The organism is Kitasatospora sp. NPDC036993, assembly GCF_055607525.1.
The window spans coordinates 54,107-76,202 of sequence record NZ_JBVJRP010000024.1; the positions used below are offsets into that span (position 1 = coordinate 54,107).

At 73.0% G+C, this 22,096-nt stretch carries 19 protein-coding genes; 2 read left to right on the top strand and 17 right to left on the bottom strand.

All coding sequences use genetic code 11. The features are described from left to right. Positions 1-79: 79 nt before the first annotated feature. The 3 genes from ACZ7C5_RS34700 to nsdA all read right to left on the bottom strand — a co-directional run bounded on the left by ACZ7C5_RS34700 (position 80) and on the right by nsdA (position 3,584). Positions 80-418 carry a P-II family nitrogen regulator gene (locus ACZ7C5_RS34700; protein WP_401092151.1) on the bottom strand — a complete coding sequence of 113 codons (339 nt, stop codon included), beginning with the start codon at positions 416-418 and terminating at the stop codon, positions 80-82. Next, entirely contained in the window at positions 415-1,818 is a 1,404-nt protein-coding gene (locus ACZ7C5_RS34705) for an ammonium transporter (protein WP_401092150.1), read from the bottom strand. Before ACZ7C5_RS34705 ends, ACZ7C5_RS34700 begins: the two co-directional genes overlap by 4 nt. A 311-nt stretch (positions 1,819-2,129) precedes the next feature. Next, complete coding sequence (gene nsdA, locus ACZ7C5_RS34710; protein ID WP_188295351.1) at positions 2,130-3,584, bottom strand: transcriptional repressor NsdA; 1,455 nt, start codon at positions 3,582-3,584, stop codon at positions 2,130-2,132. 640 nt (positions 3,585-4,224) lie between these two features. Here nsdA and ACZ7C5_RS34715 point away from each other — a divergent pair. Then, entirely contained in the window at positions 4,225-4,902 is a 678-nt protein-coding gene (locus ACZ7C5_RS34715) for a bifunctional DNA primase/polymerase (RefSeq protein ID WP_470324213.1), read from the top strand. 176 nt (positions 4,903-5,078) lie between these two features. Here ACZ7C5_RS34715 and ftsY read toward each other — a convergent pair whose 3' ends face one another. From ftsY to ACZ7C5_RS34740, 5 genes are all read right to left on the bottom strand, one after another. Next, the gene (gene ftsY, locus ACZ7C5_RS34720) at positions 5,079-6,305 is read right to left on the bottom strand and encodes a signal recognition particle-docking protein FtsY (protein ID WP_470324214.1); all 1,227 of its coding nucleotides are present in this window, start codon (positions 6,303-6,305) and stop codon (positions 5,079-5,081) included. Positions 6,306-6,352: 47 nt separating this feature from the next. Further along, entirely contained in the window at positions 6,353-9,943 is a 3,591-nt protein-coding gene (smc, locus tag ACZ7C5_RS34725; RefSeq protein ID WP_470324215.1) for a chromosome segregation protein SMC, read from the bottom strand. A gap of 155 nt (positions 9,944-10,098) precedes the next feature. After that, positions 10,099-10,302 (bottom strand): hypothetical protein, encoded by a 204-nt coding sequence (locus ACZ7C5_RS34730; RefSeq protein ID WP_148642783.1) that lies wholly within the window; start codon positions 10,300-10,302, stop codon positions 10,099-10,101. A gap of 436 nt (positions 10,303-10,738) precedes the next feature. Beyond that, positions 10,739-11,038, bottom strand: coding sequence for an acylphosphatase (locus tag ACZ7C5_RS34735; protein WP_401092146.1), 300 nt, complete (start codon positions 11,036-11,038; stop codon positions 10,739-10,741). A 113-nt stretch (positions 11,039-11,151) separates the two neighbouring features. Continuing rightward, positions 11,152-12,513 (bottom strand): hypothetical protein, encoded by a 1,362-nt coding sequence (locus ACZ7C5_RS34740; RefSeq protein WP_470324216.1) that lies wholly within the window; start codon positions 12,511-12,513, stop codon positions 11,152-11,154. A gap of 320 nt (positions 12,514-12,833) precedes the next feature. Between ACZ7C5_RS34740 and ACZ7C5_RS34745 the strand changes: the two genes are divergently transcribed. After that, positions 12,834-13,754 carry a DMT family protein gene (locus ACZ7C5_RS34745; protein ID WP_401092144.1) on the top strand — a complete coding sequence of 307 codons (921 nt, stop codon included), beginning with the start codon at positions 12,834-12,836 and terminating at the stop codon, positions 13,752-13,754. 15 nt (positions 13,755-13,769) lie between these two features. Here ACZ7C5_RS34745 and mutM read toward each other — a convergent pair whose 3' ends face one another. From mutM to recG, 9 genes are all read right to left on the bottom strand, one after another. After that, on the bottom strand, positions 13,770-14,663 hold the full coding sequence (gene mutM / locus ACZ7C5_RS34750) for a bifunctional DNA-formamidopyrimidine glycosylase/DNA-(apurinic or apyrimidinic site) lyase (protein ID WP_401092143.1): 894 nt from the start codon (positions 14,661-14,663) through the stop codon (positions 13,770-13,772). Positions 14,664-14,742: 79 nt separating this feature from the next. After that, the gene (gene rnc / locus ACZ7C5_RS34755; protein ID WP_188298000.1) at positions 14,743-15,531 is read right to left on the bottom strand and encodes a ribonuclease III; all 789 of its coding nucleotides are present in this window, start codon (positions 15,529-15,531) and stop codon (positions 14,743-14,745) included. A 20-nt stretch (positions 15,532-15,551) separates the two neighbouring features. Beyond that, positions 15,552-15,725 carry a 50S ribosomal protein L32 gene (gene rpmF / locus ACZ7C5_RS34760; RefSeq protein WP_030056747.1) on the bottom strand — a complete coding sequence of 58 codons (174 nt, stop codon included), beginning with the start codon at positions 15,723-15,725 and terminating at the stop codon, positions 15,552-15,554. 2 nt (positions 15,726-15,727) lie between these two features. After that, positions 15,728-16,372 (bottom strand): YceD family protein, encoded by a 645-nt coding sequence (locus tag ACZ7C5_RS34765; RefSeq protein WP_317620186.1) that lies wholly within the window; start codon positions 16,370-16,372, stop codon positions 15,728-15,730. 174 nt (positions 16,373-16,546) lie between these two features. Further along, positions 16,547-17,743, bottom strand: coding sequence for an ATP synthase F0 subunit B (locus tag ACZ7C5_RS34770; RefSeq protein ID WP_470324217.1), 1,197 nt, complete (start codon positions 17,741-17,743; stop codon positions 16,547-16,549). Positions 17,744-17,930: 187 nt separating this feature from the next. Beyond that, positions 17,931-18,422 carry a pantetheine-phosphate adenylyltransferase gene (gene coaD / locus ACZ7C5_RS34775; protein WP_188298002.1) on the bottom strand — a complete coding sequence of 164 codons (492 nt, stop codon included), beginning with the start codon at positions 18,420-18,422 and terminating at the stop codon, positions 17,931-17,933. A gap of 49 nt (positions 18,423-18,471) precedes the next feature. Beyond that, a complete protein-coding gene (gene rsmD / locus ACZ7C5_RS34780; protein ID WP_401092141.1) occupies positions 18,472-19,056 on the bottom strand; it encodes a 16S rRNA (guanine(966)-N(2))-methyltransferase RsmD in 585 nt (194 codons plus the stop codon). A 139-nt stretch (positions 19,057-19,195) separates the two neighbouring features. Further along, entirely contained in the window at positions 19,196-19,729 is a 534-nt protein-coding gene (locus ACZ7C5_RS34785) for a hypothetical protein (RefSeq protein WP_401092140.1), read from the bottom strand. A 104-nt stretch (positions 19,730-19,833) separates the two neighbouring features. Next, positions 19,834-22,059, bottom strand: a complete 2,226-nt coding sequence (gene recG, locus ACZ7C5_RS34790) for an ATP-dependent DNA helicase RecG (protein ID WP_401092139.1) — start codon at positions 22,057-22,059, stop codon at positions 19,834-19,836. Between the last annotated feature and the right edge of the window lie 37 nt (positions 22,060-22,096).

Here is a 22,096-nt window from a genome sequence, read left to right on the forward strand (position 1 = left end):
CCGTCCGTCGTGCGAGGGGAGACGCCATCGGCGGGCCCGCTCCCCCGGAGGGGTGACGGGCCCGCCCGGGCTTCGGCGTCTACAGGGCGTCCGGGCCGCGTTCGCCGGTGCGGACCCGGACTGCGGTGTCGACCGGGACGCTCCACACCTTGCCGTCGCCGATCTTGCCGGTCCGGGCTGCCTTGACCAGGACCTCGATCAGGTCGTCGGCGTCGTCGTCCTCGACCAGGACCTCGATCCGGACCTTCGGGACGAGGTCGACGGTGTACTCGGCGCCCCGGTAGACCTCGGTGTGGCCGCGCTGGCGGCCGTAGCCGCTGGCCTCGGTGACGGTCAGGCCGTGGACTCCGAAGGCCTGCAGGGCGGCCTTCACCTCGTCCAGGCGAAAGGGCTTGATCACGGCGGTGATGAGCTTCATCGGGCGTCGACCTCGGTCTTCTCGGCGGGCTTCTCGACAGGCTTCACAGCGGGCTTCTCTGCTGCGGCCGTCCCGGCGGCGGGCTGCTCGGCCGCGGCCGTCCCGACAGCGGCACCGGTCAGGCCGGACGCGGCCCGGGCCAGGCCCGCCCCCACGGCGCTGAAATCGTAGGCGGACTCGGCGTGTTCGGCCTGGTCGATGCCGGCCATCTCGACCTCCCCGGAGACCCGGAAGCCGACCAGCCGATCGACCGCCCTGGCCAGCAGCCAGGACAGCACGAAGGAGTACACCGCGACCACCGCCACGCCCATCGCCTGCTTGCCCAGCTGCCCGATCCCGCCCCCGTAGAACAGGCCCCTGGCGCCCTGGCCGACCCCGCCGGTGGCGAACAGGCCGACCAGCAGCGAGCCCATCGCCCCGCCGACCGCGTGCACGCCGACCACGTCGAGCGAGTCGTCGAAGCCCCAGCGGTACTTCAGCGACACGGCGGCGCAGCAGACCGCGCCCGCGACCAGCCCGATCGCCACCGCGCCGAGCGGGCTGACCGAGCCGCAGGCCGGGGTGATCGCGACCAGCCCGGCCACCGCGCCGGAGGCGGCGCCCAGCGTGGTGCAGGCGCCGTGCCTGAACCGCTCGCAGACCAGCCAGCCGACCAGCGCCGCGCCGGTGGCGACCTGGGTGTTGACCATCGCCATCGCGGCGACGCCGTTGGCGGCCAGTGCCGAGCCCGCGTTGAAGCCGAACCAGCCGAACCAGAGCAGTCCGGAGCCGAGCATCACCAGCGGCAGGCTGTGCGGGCGCATCGGGTCCCGCTTGAAGCCGATCCGCTTGCCCAGGACCAGGCAGAGCGCGAGGCCGGCGGCGCCCGCGTTGATGTGCACGGCGGTCCCGCCGGCGAAGTCGATCACGCCGTTGCGGTCGCCCAGCCAGCCGCCGTCGCCGCCGTCGAAGAAGAACACCCAGTGCGCGACCGGGAAGTAGACGATCGTCACCCAGAGCGCGATGAACAGGCCCCAGGCGGCGAATCTCGCCCGGTCCGCGACGGCGCCGCTGATCAGCGCCGGGGTGATGACCGCGAACATCAGCTGGAAGAGGGCGAACGCGGTCACCGGGATGGACCCGGTCAGCTCGTCGAGGCCGATCCCGCGCATCCCGAGGTGGTCCAGGTTGCCGATCAGGCCGGCGAAGGAGTCGGACCCGAAGCTGAGCGAGTAGCCGTAGAGGACCCACAGCACGCTGACGATGCCCAGCGAGAGGAAGCTCATCGCCAGCATGTTCAGCGTGCTCTTGGCCCTGACCATGCCCCCGTAGAAGAAGGCCAGCCCTGGGGTCATCAGCATGACCAGGGCCGCACTGATGAGTACGAAGGCGGTGTCGCCCGCGCTGAAGCCGTCCGGCATCGGCGTCTCCTCTGTGTCCAGTGCCGATCCGCACCCGGGGACCCGTCCCGTGGTGCCACCCGGGGTGTCGGCGTTGGAGAGGAGCGTGCCGAAGGCTGGTTTCGGCTGGTGCGGCCGGTTGTTTCACCGCAGTGACGTGTACGACGCGCGGGTTACGGCTGCGTGAACCGCGGCCCCGCCACTCGGCCGGCGGCAGCACCGGCGCCGGACATACCACCGACCGTGACGGCGGCGGCCGTCACGGTCGGTGGAGCTTTTCCGGTGGCGCCCCCAGATGGAGCCCCAGGGCGGGACCCGTCAGGCGGGGCCCGTCAGACCACCGAGACGAACTCCGGGATGTCCTGGACCACCCGCTCCTTGAGCCGGCTCACCGCGTCCACGCCCTTGAAGCGGGCCGCCGCGGCCTCCGTGGTCTTGCGCACCCGGGAGTTCAGCCGCTCGGAGCGCACCTTGGTGGCGATGTCCACCGCCTGCTCGGCCATCACCGCCGCCTGCTCGGCCTCCTTCTGCAACAGGTGCACGCTGGCCATGCCGATCAGGTTGAAGGCGTACGAGCGCACGTGGTCGCCGTCCTGGCGGAAGAGGTCGACCGCGCGCTCCATCACCGGCGCCGACATCGAGGCGTAGAGCTCGGCGTTGTCCGAGTGGTACGCGAGGTCGCGGAAGGAGTGCGCGTTCTCGGCGTTCAGCTCGGCCGGTGAGAAGAACTTCAGCCAGTCCGGATCGCCGTCGCCCTCCCGGATGTCGGTGAAGGTGTCCTCGGACAGCCGGACCGCCCTGGCGCAGCGGTTGACCTCGCCGATGGTGGCGTAGGCGCGGGCCTCCATCGCGTAGAGCAGGGACTGCTGGCGCGCGGTGGCGGTGTCCCGGCTGCCGTACTGGGCCAGGTGGATCAGCTCCAGGGCGTCCTCGCCCCGGTTGAGGTGGATCATCTGGCGGCTCATGTCGGTGAGGATCAGCGCGCCGAACGGGCGGTCTCCCGCCTCCTTGGCGGCGTGCAGGGCGAGCACGTAGTACTTCTGCGCGCTCGGATGCATCCCGACGTCGTACGACATCCACCCGGCCAGGTGGGCGAGTTCGGCGGTGAGCCGGAACAGCCGCTTGGTGGTGTCCTCGCTGTACGTCTCCTGGAGCAGGTCGGTGACCTCGTGCAGCTGGCCGACGACGGCCTTGCGGCGCAGCCCGCCGCCGTTCTGCGCGTCCCACTGCCGGAACATGACCGTGGTCTGCTCCAGCAGTTCCAGCTCGGGTTCGGAGAGCCGGCCGGTGAACGCCTCGCCGCCGTTGGCCGCGGTGAGGATCGGGGTGGGGACGCCGGTCGGGCCGGGGGTGAGCCAGCGCTGCATCGGCTCGATCAGCGCGGCGCCCGCGGTCAGCGCCAGCGAGGTGCCGAGGAACCCCCGGCGGTTGAGCATGAGGTCGCTGCGGGAGTAGTCGCTGATCAGCTGGACAGTCTGCGGGCCGCTCCACGGCAGGTCGACGCCGCCGCCCACGGTCGAGACCGGGATCGCGGCACGCAGGCCGAGGTCCTCGATCGAGACCACCGAGCCGAACCGTTCGGAGAAGAGTTCCGACATGATCTTGGGGATCGGCTCGCGGGGCTGTTCACCGTCGAGCCAGCGGCGCACCCGGGAGGTGTCGGTGGACACGTGGTGGGCGCCGATCTGCCGGGCCTTGCGGTTGACCTGGCGAGCCAACTCGCCCTTGGACCAACCGCTGCGGGCGAACCACGTGGTCAGCTTCTCATTCGGTTGCTTCTCTGCCATGGGTAACGTCCCCATCCCGCCCGGCCCCTCGCGGGGCCCCCGAGTCGTGACCGCCCGACGGTTGCGGGCTCTTGCCAGACGTGCCGTACCTGAAGGTGCCGCCGCGCCGCGGTGCTGCCGGAACCTCGGCGCCGTCGCACTGGTGTGCCATCGTTGCGGACGATCCGTCAGATTCCCAACTCCCGTTCCTCCAGGGCCCGGGACAGACTCCTCGACGACATCCGCGTGCTGAACGTAATGCCCCGCGAGGGGCCCGCGGGAGCGGCCCTGGCGAAACGCCACCTTTCGCCACCCCCAGGAGTGAACCGAAGCCAGGGGCCACACGCTTCACTTAGGGAGTCCCGACGGCCCGGCATATGCGGGCAGCCCAGTCCCCCGGCGCATCCGGGAGGACTCGACAGACTCCGCAATCCACCGCAGCCACAGGCGAGTTCACCGTCCACTCCGGACAGCGGCAGCCCCACGCACACGACGATCCGGCATCGGCGCCGCCCCCACAAGGCGGCGCCCGAGGCGCACCGGCGGAACAGGCGCACACCACGCGCCGCACGCCGCCACCGCACTACGCACCACACGGCTGACAATCGACACACAGTCACCGTCCCGTAACCATCGGCAACGAGAATCTGTTGGGGAAGGCATGGACAACCTGTTCGGCGAACTACGACTGGGGCACCTGCGGCTGGCGCCGCTGGGCGCGCGCCGCCGCACCAAGGTCACCGCGTCCCAGGCCGCCGCGGAGTACACCGGTCGCTGGGGCTGGACGGTCGTCACCGGCGGCCCGGCCACCGGCGCCACCGCCCCGACCCACTGTCCCTGCGGCGCCACCCGCTGCGCCGCCCCCGGCCTGCACCCCGTACCCGGGAGCGGCGGCCCGGACGGCGCCGCCCGCACCGAGGGCTCGGTGCTGTTCCCCACCGGCCGCGCCTTCGACGTCCTGGACGTCCCCGAGCAGGCCGGCCTCCAGGCACTGGTCCGACTGGAGCGGATGGGCACCCAGGTGGGCCCGGTGCTCGCCGCCCCCACCGGCCGGCTCCAGTTCCTGGTCGCCGCCGGCACCGCCCGGCGCCTGCCCGACCTGCTGTACCGGATGGGCTGGGACGACGCCGCGCTCGACCTGGCCTGCCACGGCGAGGGCAGCTACGTCGCCGCCCCGCCCACCGTCCTCGGCGGCCTCGGCCCGGTCCGCTGGCTGCGTCGCCCCACCCGGGACAACGCGGGCTGCCCGCCCGAGGCCCGGCTGCTGCTCGGCACCCTCGCGTACGCCTGCCACCGCAGCCGCGAGCGCACCGCCGAGCCGGCCTGGATGGCCTCGTGACCCGTCCGCCCGCCACCGGATCGCGCTGAACCGGCGACTCCACCGGTCCGCCGGCCTGCCAGGCCGGCGGACCCGCCCGGCCGCCGGGCACGCGAAAGGGTCCGCCCCCGGGAGGGAGCGAACCCTTCGCCAGGCCCGTGTCAGGCCCTCGTACGGCCTCGCGTACGCGGGGAGCCTCAGTCCCCGATCAGCGCGTCCACGAACGCGCCCGGCTCGAACGGCGCCAGGTCGTCCGCGCCCTCGCCCAGGCCGATCAGCTTGACCGGCACGCCCAGCTCGCGCTGGACCGCGACCACGATGCCGCCCTTGGCGGTGCCGTCCAGCTTGGTCAGCACGATGCCGGTGATGTCGACCACCTCGGCGAACACCCGGGCCTGGATCAGGCCGTTCTGGCCGGTGGTGGCGTCCAGCACCAGCAGCACCTCGTCCACCGGGCCGTGCTTCTCGACGACCCGCTTGACCTTGCCCAGCTCGTCCATCAGACCGGTCTTGGTGTGCAGTCGGCCGGCGGTGTCGATCAGCACGGTGTCCACGCCCTCGGCGATGCCCTCCTTGACCGCGTCGAAGGCGATCGAGGCCGGGTCCCCGCCCTCGGGGCCGCGCACGGTGCGCGCCCCCACCCGCTCGCCCCAGGTCTGGAGCTGGTCTGCGGCGGCGGCCCGGAAGGTGTCGGCGGCGCCGAGCACCACCGTGCGGCCGTCGGCGACCAGGACACGGGCCAGCTTGCCGGTGGTGGTGGTCTTGCCGACGCCGTTGACGCCGACCACCAGGACCACGGCCGGGCCCTCCTCGTGCTTGGTGGAGCGGACGGCCCGGTCGGCGTCCTTGCCGACCAGCTCGACCAGCTCCTCGCGCAGCAGCGAGCGCAGCTCGTCGGGCGTACGGGTGCCGAGCACCTTCACCCGGGTGCGCAGCCGCTCGACCAGCTCCTGGGTGGGGGCGACGCCGACGTCCGCGGTGAGCAGGGTGTCCTCGATCTCCTCCCAGGTGTCCTCGTCCAGGTGCTCCCTGGAGAGCAGCGAGAGCAGGCCCTTGCCGAGCGAGTTCTGCGAGCGGGAGAGCCGGGAGCGCAGCCGGACCAGCCGGCCCTCGGTGGGCTCGGGCACCTCGACGGCGGGCGCCGCCTCGGCCTCGGCGGGTGCGACCTCGACGGCCTCGGGGGCTTCGGGGGCCTCGGCCTCCGCCGGGAGTTCCACCTCCTCGATGGTGCGGCGGGGCGCCTCGGTCGGCGGCGCGGACTCCTCGCCGACCTGGGGCTCCTGCGGCGTGGGCTTCGGCGCCGTGATGACCGGCGCCTGCGACTTCGGGGGCAGCTGCTGGCGTCGTCTGCCGGAAACGACGAGGCCGGCGATCGCGCCGACGGCGACCACGGCGATGACTACGGCAAGGATCACGTATTCCATAACCGCTCCAGTATCCGCGACCGGAGCCCGGATGGACCGCAGCCGCCCTACACCGATGCGGTACGGACCGCCCGCGGCCGCCGTTCCCGGTGCTCTTCGCGCAGCCGCTGGCTGATCACCTGCGAGATGCCGTCGCCCTTCATGGTCACGCCGTACAGCGCGTCGGCCGACTCCATGGTGAGCTTCTGGTGGGTGATCACGATCAGCTGGGAGCTCTCCCGCAGCTCCTCCATGAGCCCGATCAGCCGGCGCAGGTTGGTCTCGTCCAGCGCCGCCTCCACCTCGTCCATCACGTAGAACGGGCTGGGCCTGGCCTTGAAGATCGCCACCAGCAGCGCCACCGCGGTCAGCGAGCGCTCGCCCCCGGACAGCAGCGACAGCCGCTTGACCTTCTTGCCCGGCGGGCGGGCCTCCACCTCGACCCCGGTGGCGAGCATGTCGTCCGGGTCGGTGAGCACCAGCCGGCCCTCCCCGCCGGGGAAGAGCCGGGCGAAGACGCCCTCGAACTGGGCGGCGGTGTCCTGGTAGGCCGCGGTGAACAGCTGCTCGACCCGCTCGTCCACGTCCCGGACGATGTCCAGCAGGTCGCGCCGGCTGCGCTTGAGGTCGTCCAGCTGCTCGCCGAGGAACCCGTGCCGCTCCTCCAGCGCGGCGAACTCCTCCAGCGCCAGCGGGTTGACCTTGCCGAGCTGCTGGTACGCCTTCTCGGCGGCCCGCAGCCGCTTCTCCTGCTCGGCCCGGACGTACGGGTACGGCTCCCCCGGCTCCTTCCCCTCCTCTGGGGTGGACGGCGGGACCGGCTGGTCGGGCCCGTACGAGGCGAGCAGTTCGCCGCCGTCGATGCCGAACTCCTCCAGGGCGCGGGCCTCCAGCTGCTCGATCCGCAGCCGCTTCTCGGCCCGCAGCACGTCGTCCCGGTGCCCGGCGTCGACCAGCTTGTCCAGCTCCTCCTTGAGGCCGCGGCCGTGCTCGCGGTGCTCGCGCAGCTCGTGCTCGCGCTCGGCGCGCGCCTGCTCGACGGCCGCCCGCCCGGCGTCCGCGCGGGCCAGCGACACCTCCAGGCAGGCCAGCAGCTGCCGGGCGCCCGCCGCGACGGCGTTCGCGACCGAGGCGTCGTGCTCGGCGCGCCGACGGCGCTCGGCGGCCCTGGCGCGCGCCTCGCGCTCGGCCCTGGCGGCCTGGTCCAGCCGGTCGGCCCGCCCGGCCAGCGCGCGGACCCGCTCCTCGTGGGTGCGCACCGCGAGCCTGGCCTCCAGCTCGGCCTGCCGGGCGGCGCTCGCGGCCCCGGCCAGCCGCTGCTGCCCGGCGGTGTCCGGCTCGTCCTCCCCGGACTCCGCCGACCCCTCGGCCGCGGCCAGCCGCTCCGCCAGCTCCTCGGCGGCGTCGAGCAGCCCGGTCAGCGCCTGCTCGGCCCGCGCGGCGGCGGCCGACAGCCGCTCGGCCTCCCCCGCCGCGGCGCGGGCCTGCCCGCCGAGCCGGCCGAGCGCCCCCGCGACCTGGGCCCGCTCCCGCTCCGACTTCCGCCTCTGCTCGGCCAGTTGCTCCACCTCGGCGACCGACTCCCGCCTCAGCTCGGTGAGTTCGGCCAGCCGATCGGCCGACTCGGCGCAGCGGACGGCGAGTTCACCGATCGCCCGGGCCGTCTCGTCCACCGCCACCCGGGTCTCCAGCAGGCTCGGCGCGCCGCCGGAGCCGCCCTGCGCGAAGCCGGCGCCGAGCCGGTCCCCGTCGGCGGTGACGGCGCGGAGTCCGGGGTGCTCGGCGACCAGCCGCAGTGCCCGGTCCAGGTCGGCGACCACCACCACCCCGGCCAGCAGCTGCCGTACCGCGCCGAGCAACCCGGCCGGGCCGTCGACCAGTTCGGCCGCCCAGCGGGTGCCCTCCGGCAACTCCCCCGCCTCGTGGGCCACTTCGGCGACACCGTCGATCAGCAGCGCGGCCCGGCCGGCGTCCTCGGCCCGCAGCAGCCGCAGCGCCGCCACGGCCGCGGCCGGCGAGTCGACGGCCACCGCGTCGGCCGCCGCGCCGAGCGCCGCGGCGAGCGGCACCTCGCAGCCCGCCTCGATCCGCAGCAGGGCGGCCGCCGGGCCGAGCAGCCCGCCCAGCCGCTCGCCCGCGTCCAGCAGCGCGCCGGTGCCGTCCTTGCGGCGCAGTCCGAGGGAGAGCGCCTCGTGCCGCGCGGTCAGCCCGGCCCGCTCGCGCTCGGCGGCGCCGGCCGTCTCCCGGGCGGCGGCGAGCCCGCTCTCCACGGTGGCCAGCCGCTCGCGCGCCCGCTGGTACCCGGCCTCTGCCTGCCCGTCGGCCCCGGCCAGGCCGTCCACCTGTCGCTGGAGTTCGTCCAGTTCGTCCTGCGCGGCCCCGGCGCGCAGCAGCGCCTCGTCCCTGGCCTCGGCGAGCCGGCCGATCTCGGCCTGCGCCGCGGCGGCCTTGGAGCGGGCGGCGGCGGCCTGCCCCTGCAACCGGGCCAGGCCCTCCCTGCGGTCGGCGATGGCCCGGGCGGCGTCCCGCAGCCGGCGCTCCTCGGCGGCCAGCTCCCGTTCCAGCCCGCCCCTGCGCTCGACCGCCTCGGCCAGCGCGTACTGCGCCTCCTCCAACGCCCCGGCCAGTGCGGCCTCCTCCGCGCGGACCTGCTCGGCCTCGCCTTCCAGTTCCTCGGGATCGCGCCCGCGCCGCTCCTCGCCCCGGCCCCCGGCGACGGCGTGCCGGGCCCTGGCCTCGGCCAGCCCGACGGTGCCGCGGGTGCGCTCGGCGAGCGCGGAGAGCCGGTACCAGGTCTGCCGGGCGGTCTCCAGGTCCGGCCCGAGCCGCTGGACCTGCGCCTCCAGGACGCGCTCCCGCTGCACCGCGCGGGCCAGCTCCTGCTCGACGGTGGTGCGGCGCAGCCGCAGTGCCAGTTCGTCCGCGACCTCGGCCTCGACGGCCCGGCGGAGCGCGCCCAGGTCGTCGGCGAGCAGCCGCAGCCGGGCGTCGCGCAGGTCGGCCTGGATGCCGGCGGCCCGGCGGGCGACCCTGGCCTGCCGGCCGAGCGGTCCGAGCTGGCGGCGCAGCTCGGCGACCAGGTCCTGGACCCGGTTGAGGTTGGCCTGCATCGCGTCCAGCTTCCGCAGCGCCTTCTCCTTGCGCTTGCGGTGCTTGAGGACGCCGGCCGCCTCCTCGATGAAGGCGCGCCGGCCCGTCGGGTCGGCGTGCAGGACGGAGTCCAGCCGGCCCTGGCCGACGATGACGTGCATCTCGCGGCCGATGCCGGAGTCGGAGAGCAGCTCCTGGATGTCCAGCAGGCGGCAGGTCTCGCCGTTGAGCGCGTACTCGCTGCCGCCGTTGCGGAACATCGTCCGGGTGATGGTCACCTCGGAGTAGTCGATCGGCAGGGCGCCGTCGGCGTTGTCGATGGTGAGGCTGACCTCGGCGCGGCCGAGCGGGGCGCGCCCGCTGGTCCCGGCGAAGATGACGTCCTCCATCTTGCCGCCGCGCAGCGACTTGGCGCCCTGCTCCCCCATCACCCAGGACAGCGCGTCCACCACGTTCGACTTGCCGGAGCCGTTCGGGCCGACGACGCAGGTGATGCCGGGCTCGAAGCGCAGGGTGGTGCTGGAGGCGAAGGACTTGAACCCGCGCAGCGTCAGACTCTTCAGGTGCACGCGGCCGGTCTCCTCTATCGCTCGCGACGGGAACCGACTGTATCCGGCGCCGGACACGACGAAGGGACGCCACATCCGGGCGTCCCTTGCAAGCTGCGTCCCTTTCGGGGCGGCTCAGTGCACAGCGGCGTCGATCTGCGAGGACCGGGCGGGACTCAGGTGAGAGCCGGCTCCCGCTGATCCAGATCGATGCTGCTGAGCAGCGAGTGCTCGTCAGCGACAGCGGTCAGAGCGTCGTTCTCGGCCTGCATCCGAAGGAGCTCGGATTCAAGGTCCTGGACGCGCTGCTGAAGCCGCCGCATCTCGGAGAGCATTCGCGGGTCGGGGCCGCCGACGTACCCGAGAAGCGCCTTTGCCATGATGAATGGTCCTCCACGCTGAGTGACCGAACCGGAACGGTCCAGGTCTAGGGGGAAGGGGGACGCACGCGCGGCGCGTCACCGGAAGTGCTGGCTGGGCACTACGGCACAACCACCGTGAGCTGGGCTCACGAGGGCATGCGCCTGCCGGGAGAACGCGGTCGTGTGCGCGGGCTTCCAGCGTCTCACCAAAGACGGAAAGGGTCAACACGATCACCGCGCGCTACCGCGCCCCTGTCACCTGCCCGGCGGTGTCGTCACGCCCGGGGGGGCTTCGGGATGGGTCCACCAGGTGCTCGTGGATCATCATTCGATGCGGAGTCAACCACGAGTCTGCCCGGATGGCAACCTCGTGACACCGCAGGTTCGGGATCTTTTCCCGGACGGCCTCGGAGCGGGCCGCCGGGCGGGGGCGGCGGGACCGGCCCCGGGCGGCTCAGCGGATCCCGAAACCCTCGTAACCAGCGCCGACGGCCGTCCAGATCTCGGTGACGCCGCTGACGTTCCCCGGGGTGCCGGGGCCGCGCAGCAGGGCCAGCAGCTGCTCGCAGTCGGCCGCGAGCCCCTCCGCCACCACCTGCACCCGGCCGTCGCCGAGGTTGCTCGCGTAACCGGTCAGGCCGATCTCCAGCGCCCGTGCCCTGGTCCACCAGCGGAACCCGACCTGCTGGACCTTCCCCCGGACCCAGGCGGTCACCCGGACCGGTTCCTCACTGTGGGCGTCGCGACCGTGCATGCCCCGACCTTAGGACACGCCCCGACCGCACGCGCGACCGGCCGCGGGACGGACGGCCGCGGCCCCGCCGGAGGACCGGCGGGGCCGCGGGAACGGGCGGGCGGTTCGGCGGGTTACCAGTCCCCGCCGCCGAAGTCGCCGCCCCCACCGAAGTCGCCCCCACCGAAGTCGCCACCGCCGAAGTCGCCACCGCTGCTGAAGTCGGCCGCGTTGAAGTCGGCGCCGGTGAAGTCGCCGCCCTCGTACTGGTCCTGGTAGCCGCCGCCCGTCATGGGCGCCGCCGCGTAGGCCGGGGAGCTCATCATCGAGCCGAGCATGGTGCCGACCAGCAGGCCCGGCAGCAGTCCGCCGCCGCCGAAGCCGCTGTAGTAGCCGCCCGCGTACGGGGCGTACGCCGGGCCGGCGTTCCAGTACGGCTGCGGGCCCTGGTCGGTGTCGACGGTGCGGATCGCCGGGTCGAGGCCGGCCGCCACCCGGTCCGCGTCGGCCTGGCAGACCGGTACCGAACGGGCGGAGCCGCCGGCCGGGGCCCAGTCCACGTCCTTGACGGACGGGCCGTGCCGCGGGTCCATGAAGCACGGCGGACGGCGCTCGGGCAGCGGCCGCTTGTCCCGCCGGGCGGCCAGGGTGGCCAGCGAGAAGCGGCCGTCCTCGATCGCCTCGGTGACCTGCTTGACGTCCTCGGGCCGCTTCGCCTCGTCCATCAGCCGCTTGGACTTCTCGTACGAGTCCAGGGCGTGGCTGTAGTCGGTGCGCTGCTCGTCGTCGGCTTCGGACGCGGCCGGGCTGAAGTCGAGCCGCTCCAGCTCCACGCCGAAGGCGGTGATGTCCTCGTCCACGACCCGGCGCAGCTGCTCCAGCTCGGCCCTGGCCTGGTCGTCCTTGCGCTTCTTGGCGCGCTTGAAGAGGAAGAAGACGCCGGCACCGGCCAGCGCGATCAGCACCACCGGGATGACGACCCAGGCGATCGAGGTGCTGTGGTTGACCCCGGTGCCCTTGGTCTGCGGGACGGCCTGGTCGACGAAGGAGTTCAGGGTGGCGTCGATGTCGCCGCCGCTCGAACGGAAGGCCGCGCCGGCGATGCGCTGCGGCTGGCCCGCGCCCATCGCGCCGCGGTCGCCGCCGGCGTCGAACTTGTCGCCGTGCCAGACCCCGTAGACGCCGTCGATGCCGACCAGGGTGCGGAAGTCCTTGAGGCCGGTCTTCGCGTAGGCCGGAGAGTCGGGGATGACCGCGATGAAGATCGGCTTGTCGGCCTTGTCGATCTTCTTGGTCAGCGCGTCGGCCTGGGACTGACTGAAGCGGCTGGTCATGTCCGGATCGACGTAGACCCGGCCCTTCTTCATGGTGGCCGCGGCGTCGCTCAGGCCGCCGGCCGCCGAGGCCGCGGGTGCCAGCAGGAGCAGCAGCCCGAGCAGCGCCGCCACCAGGGCAAGCGGCCCGGCGCCCCGGGAACGTCGTGCAAGGGATCTCATGCCCCGACGCTACCGTGACCGGCCGCCGAGCACGCCATACCCCTCGCATACTGGTACCGGGAAGGCTCCCCGCCGTCCGCCGGGGCCGTTCCCCTCCTCGGGGATGATGTTTCCCCCAGCCGCCCCTGAGTCGGGCCTCGCACGGGAACCCCGGGAGGCGTCCGGACGTACGTTCCGGCGGGCCCGGCCCGCTTCCTGGCCACTCCGGGGGGCGTGCCGACCGTACCGTGCGAGCGGGCATAGTGGTCCCGGATCCTCGGTCCCATTGCCTTTTCTTGACCCAGCCCGTTTCCTGACCCACCTCCCGATCGGAGCACTCGGTGATCATCGGCCTCGTCACCGCCGTGGCGGCATCCGCCTGCTACGGCACCGGCTCGGTACTCCAGGCCGTCGGATCCCGCCGCTCCGCCCGGGAGGAGGCGGCCAAGGGCGCCACGACCTCCACCACCGAACACGGCGGCCCGAGCCTGTCCTCGACCGCGAAGGCGGCCGTCACCTGGGAGTTCATCCTCGGCACGGTGCTCGACCTGATCGGTTTCGGGCTCGGCGCGCTGGCCGCCCGGCTGCTGCCGCTGTTCCTCTCCCAGACCATCATCAGCGCCAACCTGGTGATCACCGCGGTGCTCAGCATCAAGCTGCTGGGCATCCGGCTCAAGCAGCTGGAGTGGGCCTCGATCGCCGTGCTCTGCTCGGCCCTGGTGCTGCTGGCCGTCTCGGCCGGCCCCGAGGGCGGCCACCACGTGGCGATGTCCTTCCACTGGTGGCTGCTGATCGTCATCACCGTGCTGCTGGTCGGCGGCAGCCTGCTGGTGCGGCGGATGGGCGCCAACGGCGCGATCCTGGCCGGTCTGCTCTCCGGCTTCGGCTTCGGCGCCCTGGGCGTCGGGGTGCGCATCCTCAACGGCATCGAGCCGTTCGACCTCGGCTCGCTGCTCTCCGACCCGGCGCTGTACGCGGTCCTGGTCGGCGGCATCGGCGGCATGTACATCCACACCGTGGCGCTCCAGATCGGCTCGGTGAACGGCGCGACCGCCGCCCTGGTGGTCGGCGAGACGGTGCTGCCCGGCGCGGCCGGCGTGCTCTGGCTCGGCGACGCCACCAAGGCGGGCCTGGGCTGGCTCGGCGTGGTCGGCTTCCTGCTCGCGGTGGTCGCCGCGGTCGGGGTCGCCTACTTCGGCCAGGACACCCACGGAGCGCCCGGCGAAACGGCCGCGGACGAGCCGGAACTCGCCCGCGGGTAGCGCCCCTCCGGAGGCTCAGCCCCCGCTGCGGGCGCGCGGCACGCGCTGGCAGCGGGGGCAGAAGTAACTGGAGCGGTTCATCCAGGCCGCCCGGCGGATCGGGGTGCCGCAGCGGCGGCAGGGCTCCTGCTCGCGGCCGTAGGCGTCCAGGTCCCGGGAGAAGTAGCCGCTCTCGCCGTTCACGTTGACGTAGAGGCTGTCGAAGCTGGTGCCGCCGACGGCGAGCGCCTCGGTCATCACGTCCCTGGCGTTGGCCAGCAGCAGGAGGGCCTGCGGGCGGGTGAGCGTCGCGGTCGGGCGGTCGTAGTGCAGCTTCGAGCGCCACAGCGCCTCGTCGGCGTAGATGTTGCCGACACCGCTGATCAGGCTCTGGTCGAGCAGGGCGCGCTTGACGGTGGTGTGCCTGGCCCGCAGCGCGGCCGCGAAGGCGGCGTCGTCGAAGCGCGGGTCGAGCGGGTCGCGGGCGATGTGCGCGATCGAGACCGGGGTGCCCTCAGGGTCCCCGTCCTCGGCCTCCTCGACCGCCAGGCCGCCGAAGGTCCGCTGGTCCACGAAGCGCAGTTCCCGCCCGCCGTCGGCGAAGCACAGCCGGACCCTCAGGTGCGTCTCGTCGGGGACCGCCGGGTCCTGGACGAGGAGTTGGCCGCTCATCCCGAGGTGGCCGATCAGCGAGAAGCCTCCCTGGGCCTCCGGCCTCCCGGGGCCGGTCAGCGGCACCCACAGGTACTTGCCGCGCCGCTGCGCGGTGCCGAGGGTGGTGCCGGTCAGCCGGGCCGTGAAGTCGGCCGCGCCGGCCGGCTGGCGGCGCACCGCGCGCGGGTGCAGCACCTGGACGTCGGAGACCGTCCGCCCGGCCACCCAGTTGGCCAGACCACGGCGGACGACCTCGACCTCGGGAAGTTCGGGCACGGGAACACGCCTCCTGCTCGGTACGGATCAGCAGGAGTGAAGGCTACTGCGCGGCGGGCCCGGCGTGCCGGGCCGCTGCTCAGGCCCCGGCGGGCAGCCGGTCGGCGTACTTCTCCCTGATCGCGCGCCAGGCGCTCTCGGCGGCCTTCTGCTCGGCTTCCTTCTTCGAGCGGCCGACGCCGCTGCCGAAGTCCTCGCCGGCCACCCGGGCCGCCGCGGTGAAGGTCTTCTCGTGGTCCGGACCGGACTCCATGACGACGTACTCGGGCACGCCGATGCCCACCGAGGCGGTGAGCTCCTGGAGGCTGGTCTTCCAGTCCAGGCCCGCGCCCAGCTGAGAGGACTCCTCGATCAGCGGGTCGAACAGCCGGTGGACGAACTCGGTGGCCGCGCCCAGTCCCTGGTCCAGGTAGATGGCGCCGATCACGGCCTCGACGGTGTCGGCGAGGATCGACGACTTGTCGCGGCCGCCGGTGCCCTCCTCGCCCTTGCCGAGCCGGATGAACGTGCCGAGCTCCAGGCCGCGGCCGACGTCCGCGAGCGCGCGGGAGTTCACCACCGCGGCGCGCAGCTTGGCGAGCGTGCCCTCGGGGACGTCCGGGTGGACGCGGTAGAGGGTGTCGGTCACCACGAGGCCCAGCACCGAGTCGCCGAGGAACTCCAGGCGCTCGTTGGTGGGCAGACCACCGTTCTCGTACGCGTACGAGCGGTGGGTCAGGGCACGTACCAGAAGGGCGCGCTCGAGCGTGTACCCGAGGCGCCCTTCCAGGACGTCGTATTCGGTCGAAGCCGGCCCGCCGGCCTTGCCACCGCCCGAAGAACCCTTCGGAACAATGGACGACTTGCGGGTGGAGTTACCGTCCGACATCGATCCGTACACCCCGCCGATCAGACCGAGAGGACCTGGCGACGGTTGTACGTGCCGCAGCTCGGGCACGCGATGTGGCCGAGCTTCGGCTCGTGGCAGCGGTCGCACGCCACGAGGGCCGGAACAACGGCCTTCCAGTTGGACCGACGGTGGCGCGTGTTGCTGCGCGACATCTTCCGCTTCGGAACAGCCACGGCTACTTCTCCTGGTTCTCGGCGAGACCCTCACGGGTGTCGCTGGTCTTGATCCCGTCACCCTCGTCGCCGGGGGCGGCGGAGAGTCCCTGCAGAGCCGCCCACCGGGGGTCGGCGGCATCGTGGTGGTGCGCCGGGTCGTCGCTCAGGCGCGCTCCGCACTCGGAGCACAGGCCCAGGCAGTCTTCCTGGCACACCGGCTGCAGCGGCAGTGCGAGCACCACCGCGTCACGCAGCACCGGCTGGAGGTCGAAGAAGTCGCCCTCCAGACGGTAAGTCTCTTCTTCCGAGTCCTCGTCGAGGTCCTCGGTCCCGGCGGTCCTGGCGCGGTGGCGCTCATCGGACTCCGGGTAGTAGTACAGCTCCTGGAAGTCGACGTCGACGTCGAAGTCGACGGGCTCCAGGCACCGGACGCACTCGCCCTCGACGTGGGTCTCGGCGGTGCCGGTGACCAGCACGCCCTCGACCACGGACTCCAGGCGGAGTTCCAGCTCGATCGGGCTCTTCTCCGGCACGGCGATCACGTCGATGATCCCGAGGCCCTCGGGGGCCTCCAGGGTCCGGCTCACCTTGCGCATCGAACCCGGACGACGGCCGAGCTCGTGCGTGTCGAACACGAGGGGGTCGCGGTGGTCGAGGCGGTTCACGGTGTCCTGACTTCCATAGCAATCAACGAGGAGCCCCATTCAAGTCGACATTGCGAGAGGGCAAGCCGACGGCCGGACATGGGGAGGCCGGAGTGGTCAGACTACCGGAGTCTCCGGCCAGGCCCAACTTCGGTCCCGTCAGGAGACTCCCGCGCGGCCGCGCCGGGGGTCGGCTCAGCGGCCTCCGAGCTCCCGCAGCCTGGTCATGTCGATCATGCTGGTGTCGAAGAAGCTGGTCTCGTCCAGACCCTGCCCCGGAGCCTGGGCCTGGCCCTGCTGCTGGGCCTGCTGCTGGTGCGGCACCGCCGGCGGGGCGCTCGGCGGCTGCGGGTAGGTGTAGCCGTCGTACGACTGCGCCGGGTAGCCCTGCTGCTGCTGGGGATAGCCGTAGGCCCCCTGCTGCTGCTCCTGGTAGCCCTGCTGCTGGTAGCCGCCCTGCTGCTGGCCCCACTGGGTGTTGTACGGGTCGCCCTGGCCGGCCGGGTCGTACCCGCCGCCGTACACCTCGGCGTACTGCCCGCCGGGCTGCTGGGCGGCCGCGTACTGGTCGGTGCCCTGGGCCTGCCAGCCGGCCGCGGCCGGGGTCTGCTCCGGCCAGGTCTGCTGCTGGGGGACGGCCTCGCGGTACCAGGCGATGTCCTCGCCGTCGGCGTCCTGGGCGAAGCCCGCCGCCACCGCCTCGGCCCGCTCCTTGGCCTGCTGGGCCTGGTCGGCGGCGGCCAGGTAGGCGCCCAACTCGTCGATGGGCCGCTTGCCGAGCAGCTTGTCCCTGCCCTTGCCGACCGCCTCCAGGGTGGCGCTGAGCACGTTCTCCAGCGTGGCGAGCTTCACATCGACGTACTCGTCCACCTCGGGGCTCGGGCTGATCCGCTGCGGGCGGAACTCCTCCGCGTCGCCCTCACCGTCGGACTCGGTCTCGAAGACGCTGGAGTCGCCGCGCAGCTTGGTGCGGCCCCGGCCGACCGCGCCGAGCGTCTTGGTCAGCACGACCTCGAAGTTGGCGAGCTTGCTGTCCACGTAGTCGTCGGCCTCGGCCCGCTTGCCGTCGACCTCGGTGCGCGCCTCGGCGAGGATCCGGTCGGCCTGGGCCTGCGCCTGGCGGACCACCTCGGTGTCCGAGATCAGCGAGCCGCGCTCGGCGTGCGCGCCCTGGATGATCGCCTCGGCCTCGGCCTGGGCACCCGCCACCACCTGCTCGTGGTCGGCCATCACCGACTGCGCCTGGGCGAGTTCGGCGGGCATCGCCGCCTTGAGGTCGTTGAGCAGGCCGATCAGCTCGGCCCGGTTCACCACGCAGGAGGCCGACATCGGCATCGAGCGGGCGTTCTCGACCGCCGCCACGATCTCGTCGACCTTGTTCTGCACGTCCACGGGGCTTCGTCTTTCCGTGTGCCGCCGACGGTCCGGCGGAGGCAGGCCCGACGCGGTGGACCTCACCGCGGGGCAGGGATACAGACTGTACGGCCACGGCCGGGCACGCTCACAACGCCTGAGCCGAACCGGTCCCGTGCCCCCAGAACAATCCGTGACGAACCGGCAGAAAAGGACAGAGGCCGGGCTACTGCTGGGCCTTGCGCTCCGCGATCCGCTCGACCAGCCGGCCGTGCACCACCTCCGGCAGCAGGTGCGAGACGTCGCCGCCGTACGAGGCCACCTCCTTGACCAGGGTCGAGGAGAGGAAGCTGTACGTCGGCGAGGTCGGCACGAACAGCGTCTCCACCCCGGTCAGGCCGTGGTTCATCTGGGCCATCTGGAGCTCGTAGTCGAAGTCGCTGACCGCGCGCAGGCCCTTGATGATCGCGGGGATGCCGCGCTCCCGGCAGTAGTCCACCAGCAGGCCGTGGTGCGACTCGACCACCACGTTCCCGAAGCCGGCGGTGACCTCCTCGATCAGGCCGATCCGCTCCTCGACCGTGAACATGCCCTGCTTGTTCCGGTTGATCAGGACCGCGACGTGCACCATGTCGTACAGCTTCGAGGCCCGCTCGATGATGTCGAGGTGGCCGTTGGTGATCGGGTCGAACGAACCGGGGCAGACGGCTCGGCGCATGGCGTGTGTGCTCCCTCGTGGGGTGACGGCTGCTGCGGGCCGCGGCCCGCTACTCCTGCTCGCCGGCCGCGGCGGCGGCGCGACCGTACCAGAGCGTGCCCTCGCCGTAGCGGCGGGAGCGCAGCACCTCGAAGCCTTCGGGCCAGCCGAACTCGCCGCCGCGGGTGCTGCGCTCCACGGTGACGAGTGCGTCCTCCGTGAGCCAGCCTCCAGCCCGGAGTGTGATCAGCATCTCGCGGATCTCCTCGTCCGTCACGGCGTACGGCGGGTCGAGGAAGACCAGGTCGTACGGGCTCTGCGGGGGCGGTCCCGCGATCACCTTCTCCGCCCTGGCGGCCTGCACCTCGGCGCCCGGCAGGCCGATCGTGCGGACGTTCTCCCGGATCACCCGGGCCGCCTGGCCGTCCGCCTCGACCAGCAGGACGTGCGCGGCGCCGCGCGACAGCGCCTCCAGCCCGACCGCGCCCGATCCGCCGAACAGGTCCAGCATCCTGGCCCCGTGCAGGGTGCCGTGCAGCGCCTCCAGGGTGGAGAACATCGCCTCACGGGCCTTGTCTGAGGTCGGGCGGGTGCCCCGGCCTGGCGGTACGGCCAGCCGGCGGCCGCCGGCCGCCCCGGCGATCACGCGGGTCATGGTGGGGGGAGGTCCTTTCGTCGCTGCCCGACCACGCTATCCCGACCACCGCCGTCCCGATCACCGCACGCGCCTCACCCCGGGGACCCGCGGCCCGGCGGGGACTCCCCCGCCGGGCCGCGGTCCCGCACGCGGAGGGTCAGCTCGCCTCGGAGCCCGCCGGCCGCTCCGGCAGCGCCGCGCCGAGCAGGGCCGGCGAGGCGTAGCGGGACCAGGACAGGCAGCCGTCGGGCGGGCAGAACTCGGGGCGGCGCGGGTCGTGCCCGAGCTCGCGCAGCTTGGTCCGGACGGAGTCGGGGGTGCGGCCGAAGCGGGCGGCGATCCGGGCGACGGTCTCGCCCTCGTGGAACCGCCGGACCAGCTCCTCCTCGTGCTGCGGGACCCAGGGGGCGCCGTGGCCGGGGTACAGCTCGCGCAGCACGTCACGGTCGGGGATGGGCTCCGAGACGTCGGCGACGATCGCCAGCGCCCGCAGCGCGCGGTTGAGCGCGATCCGCAGCGAGGCGACGTCCTCGACCGGCAGGCGGAGCCTGCCCGAGGCGAGCGGCGTGGCGGCCGCCCCCTCGCGCCAGCCGGTCAGGGTGAGGGTGACCTCGCGGTCGTCGTCGCTGGCGAGTTCGATCCGGAAGACCTTGTCGCCCAGCGGGAGCTCGTTGAGATGACGGAATGCCATGGCTTGACCCCCAAGTGTCGTGCCAGGTACGCACCTTGGGGGTGCGCCCTGAACACCTTCATTCTCTCGCGGGGGTCTGACAATCCGGCTGGGCGAAGCAGGGCTCAGCCCTTCTCCATGTAGGCCGCGCGGTCCTCGTCGAGCAGGCTCTCCAGCACGGTGCGCAGCTCCGGGTGGGCGGCCAGGTCCGGGTCCTCGGCGACCAGCCGGGTGGCCTCGGTGCGGGCGGTGAGGATGACCTCCTCGTCCTCCAGTACCGAGAGCACCTTGAGCGAGGACTTCACCCCGGACTGCGCCTGGCCGAGCACGTCGCCCTCGCGGCGCTGTTCGAGGTCGATCCTGGACAGTTCGAAGCCGTCCAGGGTGCCCGCCACCGCGTCCAGCCGGGCCCGGGCGGCGCTGCCCCCCGGCATGTCGCTGACCAGCAGGCACAGGCCCGCCGCGCTGCCGCGACCGACCCGGCCGCGCAGCTGGTGGAGCTGGGAGACGCCGAACCGGTCGGCGTCCATGATGACCATCGCGGTGGAGTTGGGGACGTTGACGCCGACCTCGATCACGGTGGTGGCGACCAGCACGTCCACCTCACCGGCCGAGAACCGGCGCATCACCTCGTCCTTGGCGTCCGGCGCGAGCCGGCCGTGCAGGATCTCCACCCGCAGGCCGCTCAGCGGGCCCCTGACCAGCTTCTCCGCCGTCTCCACCACCGAGAGCGGCGGCCGCCGTTCCTCGCTCTCGGCGCCAGCGTCGGCGACCTCCTCGAAGTCCTCCTCGGCCGCCTTGCGCTTCTTCCTGCCGTCCTTCGCCGCGGCGGCGGGCTCCTCGTCCCCGATCCGCGGGCAGACCACGTACGCCTGGTGGCCCTTGCCGACCTCCTCGCGGACCCGCTCCCAGGCCCGGGTGAGGAAGTTGGGCTTCTCCAGCGCCGGGACGACGTGGGTGGAGATCGGCGAGCGGCCGGCCGGCAGCTGGTCCAGGACGGAGGTCTCCAGGTCCCCGAAGACGGTCATCGCGACGGTGCGCGGGATCGGGGTGGCGGTCATCACCAGCAGGTGCGGGGGCTGCTCGCCCTTGGCGCGCAGCGCGTCCCGCTGTTCGACGCCGAAGCGGTGCTGCTCGTCCACCACGACCAGGCCGAGGTCCTGGAACTGCACCTTGTCCTCGATCAGCGCGTGGGTGCCGATGGCGATCCCGGCGTCCCCGCAGGCCATGTCGAGCAGCGCCTGACGGCGGGCGGGCACGCCCATCGAGCCGGTCAGCAGCACCACCCGGGTGCCGAGGTCGGAGCCGCCGAGCATGCCGCCCTCTGCGAGGTCCCCCATCATCTCGACGACCGAGCGGTGGTGCTGCTGGGCGAGCACCTCGGTGGGTGCCAGCAGCACCGCCTGGCCGCCCGCGTCCACCACGGCGAGCATGGCGCGCAGCGCGACCAGCGTCTTTCCCGAGCCGACCTCGCCCTGGAGCAGCCGGTGCATCGGGTGTTCGGTGGCGAGGTCCGCGGCGATCTCGGCGGACACCTTCCGCTGGCCCTCGGTGAGGGTGAACGGCAGCCGGGCGTCGAAGGCGTCCAGCAGCCCGCCCTCGCGGGCCCGGCGCGGCTTGGCGGGCAGCGCGGAGTCGGCGGCCCGGCGCTGGGCGAGGGCGACCTGGAGCACGAAGGCCTCGTCCCAGCGCAGCCGGTTCTGGGCGCGCTCGCGGTCGGCGTGGCTGCGCGGGCGGTGGATCAGCTCCAGCGCCTCGGGCAGCGGGATCAGGTCGTGCCGCTCGCGCAGTTCGGCGGGCAGTGCTTCGCCGACGTCGCCGAGGTGCTTGGTGAGCGCCGTCTCGACGCAGATCGACAGCTTCCAGCTGGGCATCTGCGCGCTGGCTCCGTACACCGGGATGAGCCGGCCGGCGAACTGCCTGGCCGCGTCGGAGCCCGCGTCCTCGTCGAGCAGCTGGTAGTCGGGCGAGACCAGCTGGCGGCTGCGGTTGAACACGCCGACCTTGCCCGCGAACAGGCCCTGGGCGCCCGCCTTGAGCTCCTTCTGCCGCCAGCCCTGGTTGAAGAAGACCAGCGAGAGCCGGCTGCGGCCGTCGGTGACGACCACGTCCAGCCGGTCGCCCTTGCGGCCGCGGAACGGGATCAGGGTGACCTTCTCGATCCGGGCCAGCACGGTGACGTGCTCGTCGATCTCCAGTTCGTCCAGGCTGGTGAGCTGGCCGCGCTCGACGTAGCGGCGCGGATAGTGGTGCAGCAGGTCCCCGACCGTGCGCAGCTTGAGGCTGTCGGCGAGCACCTTCGCGGTGCGGTCGCCGACGAGCTTGGTCAGTGGTTCATCGAGAGCGCCCATCAGGCCCCTGTCTACACCAAGGCACCGACGAACCGGG